Source organism: Alkalinema pantanalense CENA528, from assembly GCF_050753345.1.
Classification (GTDB): domain Bacteria; phylum Cyanobacteriota; class Cyanobacteriia; order Leptolyngbyales; family Leptolyngbyaceae; genus Alkalinema; species Alkalinema pantanalense.
On record NZ_JBLZFX010000158.1, the window covers coordinates 1 to 7,731 of the forward strand.

General features: G+C 42.3%; 5 protein-coding genes. 2 read left to right on the top strand and 3 right to left on the bottom strand.

Annotated features, from left to right (window positions below; translation table 11 throughout):
* Positions 1–41 precede the first annotated feature (41 nt).
* A complete protein-coding gene (locus tag ACN4EG_RS26490) occupies positions 42–3,176 on the bottom strand; it encodes a toll/interleukin-1 receptor domain-containing protein (RefSeq protein ID WP_431633286.1) in 3,135 nt (1,044 codons plus the stop codon).
* 768 nt (positions 3,177–3,944) lie between these two features.
* On the opposite strand from ACN4EG_RS26490, the gene ACN4EG_RS26495 reads away from it, so the two are divergent.
* Positions 3,945–4,343 (top strand): hypothetical protein, encoded by a 399-nt coding sequence (locus ACN4EG_RS26495; RefSeq protein ID WP_431633287.1) that lies wholly within the window; start codon positions 3,945–3,947, stop codon positions 4,341–4,343.
* A gap of 337 nt (positions 4,344–4,680) precedes the next feature.
* Here ACN4EG_RS26495 and ACN4EG_RS26500 read toward each other — a convergent pair whose 3' ends face one another.
* A complete protein-coding gene (locus ACN4EG_RS26500) occupies positions 4,681–4,818 on the bottom strand; it encodes a hypothetical protein (protein ID WP_431633288.1) in 138 nt (45 codons plus the stop codon).
* Positions 4,819–5,115: 297 nt separating this feature from the next.
* On the opposite strand from ACN4EG_RS26500, the gene ACN4EG_RS26505 reads away from it, so the two are divergent.
* Positions 5,116–6,123: an alpha/beta hydrolase gene (locus ACN4EG_RS26505; protein WP_431633289.1), complete on the top strand. Its 1,008-nt coding sequence runs from the start codon at positions 5,116–5,118 to the stop codon at positions 6,121–6,123.
* 3 nt (positions 6,124–6,126) lie between these two features.
* On the opposite strand, the gene ACN4EG_RS26510 is transcribed toward ACN4EG_RS26505, so the two are convergent.
* The gene (locus tag ACN4EG_RS26510) at positions 6,127–7,608 is read right to left on the bottom strand and encodes an alpha-amylase (RefSeq protein WP_431633290.1); all 1,482 of its coding nucleotides are present in this window, start codon (positions 7,606–7,608) and stop codon (positions 6,127–6,129) included.
* Positions 7,609–7,731 lie beyond the last annotated feature (123 nt).

The following is a 7,731-nucleotide window of genomic DNA, read 5'->3' on the forward strand; positions in this document are numbered from 1 at the left end:
CGAAGCGAGCCGCAATGGATGACACGTTTATGCTCCAAGTCTTAGCCGCTGCGTTGCCCGACTCGGGTAAAGACTCCACCCCTAGTTGTCAATAGCGTTTGAGATGCGCTTACCCTGGCTCTTATAGGAGCAGACTCAGGAGCTTTATCAATAGTACTAATCGCTTCTTGGTAAGATCTTAAGTCGATTAATATGGAAACTTTAATATTCCATGCCTCAGTAGAACTTGGTTCGATTCTAATTGCTTTTTCTATACTTTTCAGAGCCTCTTCATATCGTTCTAATTGCATTAGAACGAACCCATGAATTTTCCATGTCTCAGCAGATTTCGGTTCAATTTCGATTGTTTTTTCTACACTTTTCAGAGCCTCTTCATATCGTTCTAATTTTACTAAAGTCAACCCATGAATTTTCCATGTCTCAGCAGATTTCGGTTCAATTTCGATTGCTTTTTCCACACTTTGTAGAGCCTCTTCGTATCGCTCTATCCCACATAAACAAGCTGCTTTTAATCCCCATGCTTTAAAAAAATTTGGTTTAATCCCGATTGCTCTTTCTACACTTTGTAGAGCTTCTTCATATCGCTCGAAATTGATCAAAACTTGACTATACCCTAAAAGAGTTGAAAAATCTTCTTGTGAAAAATTTAATGTTTTTTGATAACAATCTAATGCATCTTCATAAGATTGCGTACTAATTAATAATTCACCAATCTGCGAGAAAATCTTGAAAGATAATTTTTTTGTACAGTAGTCTAATTGTATTTCAAGATTATTTTTTGCATTCAGCAATAAAATGCATCTTTCTTTAGTAGTTTTACAACGCAGAGCTTTATACATCAACCCTATACATTTGCCAAAGCCATCTTGTAACCTATCTACATGTTCCAGTAGAGAGTTCAAAGAATTTTCTAGCTTTTGTAAACGTGACTCTATTTCATTCTTTGAAAGATTTTCTTCGTTTGCAAACTTAAGCTTATAGCTTTTAGGAAAACGACCTAAAAATAACCAACCCAAAATAAGTGCTATCCTCGCCTCTTTAAAGAATTGATTTGTTACGTGTGGGAGAAGATGATCATTTTCTGTATTGATCTCGGCACTAATAGCTGCAAAAGGAACCATAAAAATATCTGGCTCACGTAAGTAGGCCCCAGTAAAAATCTGATCAATATATTGCTGAAGCCCTTCTCTACCTTTTCCAAAAAGAGCATAGTAAAGAGATTCTGCGATTAACTCTCGCCATTCCTCATCTTCATATATATCTGGAAAAGGACTTTGGGGAATGGCAATGTTGTCTGCTTGCTGCTTAAAATATTCAGAAAGTAAGGCATTGGTTTTTCGAAATTGATTACGGTCATTATGGAAATAAAATCGTCGAAAAACATCGCGCGCTATATCATCTAAGCGATAGTGTCCTTTCGAAAACTCAACAAAATCAGATTGCTTAAGCCATTCGAAGTGGTTACCTAAGCTATTAGTATTTTTTTCCCATCCTAAATCACTGTCCAGCAAATATTGAATCATTGCTGGATCGAACCAGCGACAACAAGCAACCACCTGTAAAACTTTTTGCTGATAGGCATCTAACCCCTGAAATAACAATTCTGCTATTGCCTGGTTTCCCTTAGAGAAATCAAGCTCATCACCTTGTTCTTCCTGACGACGTACCCAATCTAAATAGTAGGGTAAACCCTGAGTTACTTTATGAATTTTTGCCCATTTTCCGACGTTTTCAATACCAATTCTTTGGAGATAGGTTTCTGTATCCTTCTTACTAAATTTTGGTAGTTGTATCTCACAGAGCAAATTACGATCTTGATTAAGTTTTCGCCATCCTTCATCTGTTTGTAGTGACTTTCGTCCCAATACCACAACTCGAATTGGTGTAGAAAATAATATTGTATCCTCAACTAAATATTGCCAGAGCCACTGATTCAGATAAGGCTGTGCTTTCTCATAGGTATCTAATATCAAGACTAGCGATCTTCCTCGATTATGAGAAATTTGTATTAAACTTTCAGCAAATGCTTGTGTCAATCTGGCGACCGGCTCTAGCATTAGCATTTGAAGTTCAGGGTTATCCTTTGTAGCAGGATGATTACGAACTCGCTGTTCAATCCAATCTTTCAGATTTTCAGTATCCTCTTCAACCGTTATTAAGGAAGGCAGTACTTGACCAGTTTCACTAAAAGCAGTCGTTTTATTTGGAATCGTCGTTAGACTATTTGAACTTAGCCAGATTAACCTCTCAAACCAACTCGTAATCTTCCTGGAATCTTCTGTACTAGCTGGTTCGCTATTAATTGATTGATGACTTAATTGGAAAAGAACTGTCTCAAAGTCCCGATCTCGTTGTGCAAATGCATCATTTTCCCTCTCTGCACCTAAGATACTTAATGCTTGTCGATGTAGCTTACGCATCAATTTCAGAGGTGTTTCTAGATCATAAGTTTTAGCAAAGCAAACTTCTAGGAAATCAACTTTATCTGCATGAGATGCCTTCAAACGACCTAATAATGTTGTTTTACCGACACCACCAATCCCAACAATATTAAAAAGAAAGGGTGACTCTTGAGGTCGCTGAAGCGCTAGATCAAAGCTCTCTAGCAGTTTTTTAGCTTCTTCACGCTGAATATAGTACTTATCCGCTACTTGAGAGCGGATTAAAGATGATTGGTGATCGCTAGCTTCAGTAGCTTGTTGGTCTTGTTTGCTCTGTTGAATCTCAATTACAACCTTACGAATTTCTTTAGCAACATATGTAAGTGCTTGATCGCGATCTTCCCAACCAACAATAGGATTATTAGGTTCTGGTAAGCCCTGAAGTGAATGTAGTGGTGTTCCTTCTAAAGCATCAATATCTAATGGTCTTAAAAAAATAGGAATCATTCGAGCCTCGCCAGCGTCATGACGTTTTCTAGCTTGCTCCAGTTCATTACAATAACAAAATTCTGAAGCTACAAAACTTGAGCTAGTCAGCAAGAGAATAATATCTGCCGAATTCAGACGAGAATCGATTTCCTTCCGCCGCTCTTGACCTGGTTCAATTAGACGGTTGTGCCAAATTATAATTTTGCCTTGACGTTCCAGAGGAGTTAGATGCTCTTGCAATTGATCACACAAATCCTGATCTTGATGAGAGTATGAAAGAAAAATTTCAACTTTGACGTTAACCATCTAACCCACAACTCACCAAGACTAGCTATTGAGTCTTTAGTTTAACCTGAGTCTCTGGGAATATCACACTCTGTGTACAAAAACTCAACTATCTATTCCTATCTCGTACCCTTTGTCAAGACTGTCTCTGCAAGTAGCAAAGCCTCATCGTAACTACTCAGGCTGGGCTGAAAATTGCGAAAGGCATATTCTACAAGCTTTTCAGGTAATTACCCCCAAAAGATATTCTCAACAAGCTTCCAAAGTGGGCGACTTATTGAGAGTTAGATATTTTCTTGGCAATCAGACAAAAGGGGCTGACGCTACCTGTAGTAGTTCAGGACGTTAAAGCTCTAAATCTTGAGCCTGAGTAGTTACTCTCATCTTTTGATTGAAGCTCTGGAAGCTAGTTCTGGAGGATGTATAAGTTTTAGATGATTCGAAAACATATGATGCCGGGTTAATATGTGGAAAGTTTCCGTATATCTTCCAACTAGTAAAGACACCCTATTGTTTATAAGATATCCTGATTTTGCTTAGAGATACAAGCTGTTTTCAGGGAAAGTAATTATTATAGGTAATTTTTTCAACAGGTTACTGACAGTCGTTTTCGCGATGGGATTGTGGTGTCCGTGAGTGGCTAAAGAAGCCTAAACCAACCCACCGGACACGGATGACACGGACGCTTGTTTCCAATATCCAAATCCGGAATGATCTGCATAACGCTTGAAGTTGTGGACATAATCTATTGGTATTAGGTTTCACATTTAGCACCCTTCAACAGCCACGATGTCCCAAGAACCTCCCAAAAACTTTCTCCCGATCGACCCTAGCCGCGATCGACTGTACACAGAGCAACCCCTCGATCCCCAGCTTTACCGTGAAATGCGTTTGCCCAATCCCTTGGACCCGATCGGTAGCATTGAGACTGAAGGCCGTGCATTACGAACACTGGCCAAGGGGCGGATGCCGAAATGGGTGGTGTTCACTGGCTGGGCCACGATCGGGCTAGGTAGCTTTGCCAGCCTAGGGATGATCATTCGAGCTATCATGCCTGAGATTATACGAGCGATCGTCACCAATCATCTGAGCAATCTTATCCTCGCTATTCTATCGATCACCCCAGCATTAGTAACCACCATTCTGATGCTGATGATTTTGTACCGTGCCACGTTCCGGAGCCGTTAAACATAGTCTCAGTCAAACAATTGTTGAACTAGGTTCTAGATTAGCTCCGATCGCTTGATTCACTACCTTTAAGTTCACATTTTTTTAGCGTTTCTATCACTGTTGTCGAACTCACTCCCAAGACTCGTGACCATCTTCAAAGCATAGCCAGGGTTGCAAAAGTGGGATGCACTCTTCTCATCCCCCCACCCTCCTACCCTTTTACCCTTTTACCCCTTTACCCTTTTACCCTTTTACCCAATTGGAATGTTATTTATACGCTGTTCCCTGAGCAGATCTTGTAATTCCATCAACAAACCACCAAAGTCAAATCGGCTACGTTCTGCCTCCATTTCCACTAGAAACTCCCCATCGCTCTCTGAACCGGCTTCACCCCGTGCCACGGAACCCCAAATACAATGTTGTGAGCACCGTATTTTACTGCTGTTGCCAAAATCGCTTCTCGCTTTTCCTGCAACTGTGATCCGATGTTCATAGAAACTTTCCCAGCTTGGCCCATTATTCCATCACTACTGCTCTATCACCCCATCCTTAGCCATGACTTAGTCCAACCAGAAGCTCATGGGTTCCCGACTCTCCGCAAAATTTTCGGCACCGGATGTATCCATTTAGGAATTCTCTGGTTACCCTTAATGAGTAATCAGAAATTCTTACTCAGTGCTCTCCCTATCTCATTCCTGACGGGAATGGATACCTGAGTGCAGTGGATCTCTATTACCTTACGCGTCTCGTGACTATGGCAAATCTACTCAACCATCTCTACCGAACTGCTATGACTAACCTGCTCGTTCAGCAGACCAAGTTCCGTGAGGATAGCATTGGACTTCGTAACGAGAAATGCCGATCGCGATTTTTAATCCAACCCAAAGACACTGGTAAAGTTTGTCTATTTTTCCACGGGTTTACGGCGGCTCCGTTTCAGTTTGCCTCCCTAGGCCAAATCCTTTACCAAGCAGGCTATAACATTATGATTCCCCTTCTGCCCGGTCATGGCCGTGCTGGAAATTGGGATAAAAATAATCCACCACCTCTACCGCTAGAGTCCCAAATCTATAAAGACTTTGCGATCGATTGGTTGAAAAGTGCCAAAACATTGGGTGATGAAGTGGTTGTGGGGGGATTATCGGGGGGCGGTACGTTGGCCACATGGCTTTCGGTAGAAAAAGCAACAGACATTACCCGATCGCTGTTGTTTGCTCCCTATTTAGGCAATAGTCGGTTTGTCCTGGATTTGCTAGCAACTTACTCCAAGGACTATGTGGAATGGAAAGATAAATCAGAAATGGATCGGGTTGGCTATTCTGGTTTTCCCATACCTGCAACCAAGGCGATCTTGCGCATGGGCCAAGAAGCTGTAAACCGTGCCCAGTCGGAACCCACACCACCGATGTTTATTCTGGCGACTGATCTAGATGCAGCAGTCAATAATAATGACCATCTCACCTTATTTGATGCTGTTCGCCAAAGAGAGCCAAATACTTGGTACTACCGATTTCCGAAGGAGTTAGCGGTGCCCCATGCCATGTTGGTGAAGGAGGAAGGAACACAGTGGGAAAATCTGCTCAATGTCATGGTGAAGGCTTATTTACAAAGTCAGCTTCCGTGGAATGATGTAGAAGAAATTGCTTACCGCATGACTGAGGGGAAGACCTTTCCACAGGTCGTAAATGAGCTAAACCTTGCAGATAAAGTTTCCCCCGATATGCCAACGATGATTACAATGATTGATAAACGATCGATTGTTGAAAAACGTAATCCAAACGCAACAATCAACGATTAATCGTTAGTCGCCTTCCACCCAAACGGAAACGGAACCGCCCTTGCAGAAGAACTGCCCCCAGCCATCATTATTGGTGGTGACGGGGTAGGGAATGTGTTGGGTCAAATCGGTAAACACTGTGTTGGGTTTGCCCACTCGCATCCACTTGTAACCGTCAGTGCCATTGCTCATTAACACTGCCATGGTTTTAGGATGATCGATATCCCCTAGGCGTGTCCAACCAATGCAGTTGGGGTGATCCATATAGTTAATCTGCTCACCATAGGCATACTGTTGGCGCGCTTTGAGGAAGCGATCGAGCAACCAGCGATGGGATGGCATGACAATGTGATACTGATTCCCATCTCGACCCCGATCGCGATATTCCGCACCGTAGTAATCGGCATAGAACACACAGGGATACCCTTCCTGGCGTAATAGAATAAACGCATAGGCCAAGGGCTTAAACCAAGGTTCCACGACTGATTCCAGCGCTTGTAGCGGTTGAGAATCATGGTTTTCAACAAAGGTAACAGCGTGGGTTGGACGCTGCTGCATCAAGGTGCCGTCTAGAATACGACGCAAATCGTAATTACGTCCTGTTTTGCTGGCGTAATGGAAGTTGTAATGCAGCGGTACATCAAAAACTGACATACGGCCACTAGTTAAGTCAATGTACCAATGAAGAGATTGAATATCCGGTGACCAATATTCGCCAACTACAAAAAGATCTTTTCCAGCATGTTTTTCCAATGCATCAATCCATTCTGGGAAAAACCAAGCGGCAATATGTTTAATGGCATCTAAGCGAAATCCATCAACACCTGTGGTATCGAGGTACCATTTACCCCAATTAATTAACTCATTCCGGACATCAGCATGTTGGCAATCCAAATCGCAACCCATGAGATAGGCAAAATTTCCTTTTTCTAAGGCAACGTAGTCATCAAAGGTCTTGCCCTCTAATAAGTAAATTGTGCTGCGATCGCTGGGATCATAATCGTTGTAATCCACTGCATCAAAATGCCACCAATGCCATTCAAAGTTGGAATATTTGCCCGATCGGCCTGGAAAGGTGAAGGCGGTATAGCTTTTAATTTCTTGCATTCCTCCCTTGGGCGTGATGCGATTGTCCTGGGAAAAGGGCGTCGCCTTCATCAGTTCTGCTGTATCGCCCCCCATTTTGTGGTTCAAGACTGCATCTGCATAAACTTGAATCTTGGCTTGTTGCAGCGATCGAATAGCCTCTAGGTATTGCTGCTTAGTTCCGTATTTGGTACGAATGGAGTTTTTCTGATCGAATTCTCCTAGGTCATAGAGATCATAAACTCCGTAGCCCACATCATACTGTCCTGACAAACCTTTGTACGCAGGTGGCAACCAAATTCCTGTAAACCCGTTCGCCGCAAGTTCCGCAGCGTTTCTATTAACTTCGTCCCACAGAATTCCTTGGTCAGAAATATACCAATGGAAATACTGGATTAGTGTTCCGTTTGTAAATGCCATACAACCTCTGGAGAAAATTAATAGAGTTGTTGGGAAATAAAACCAGCTCTGGGACAGGGTTTGCCCTGACTGTTATCTAACTTATGCTGCATCTAAGTAGAAGTTCCACAAGCCTGCTGCGTT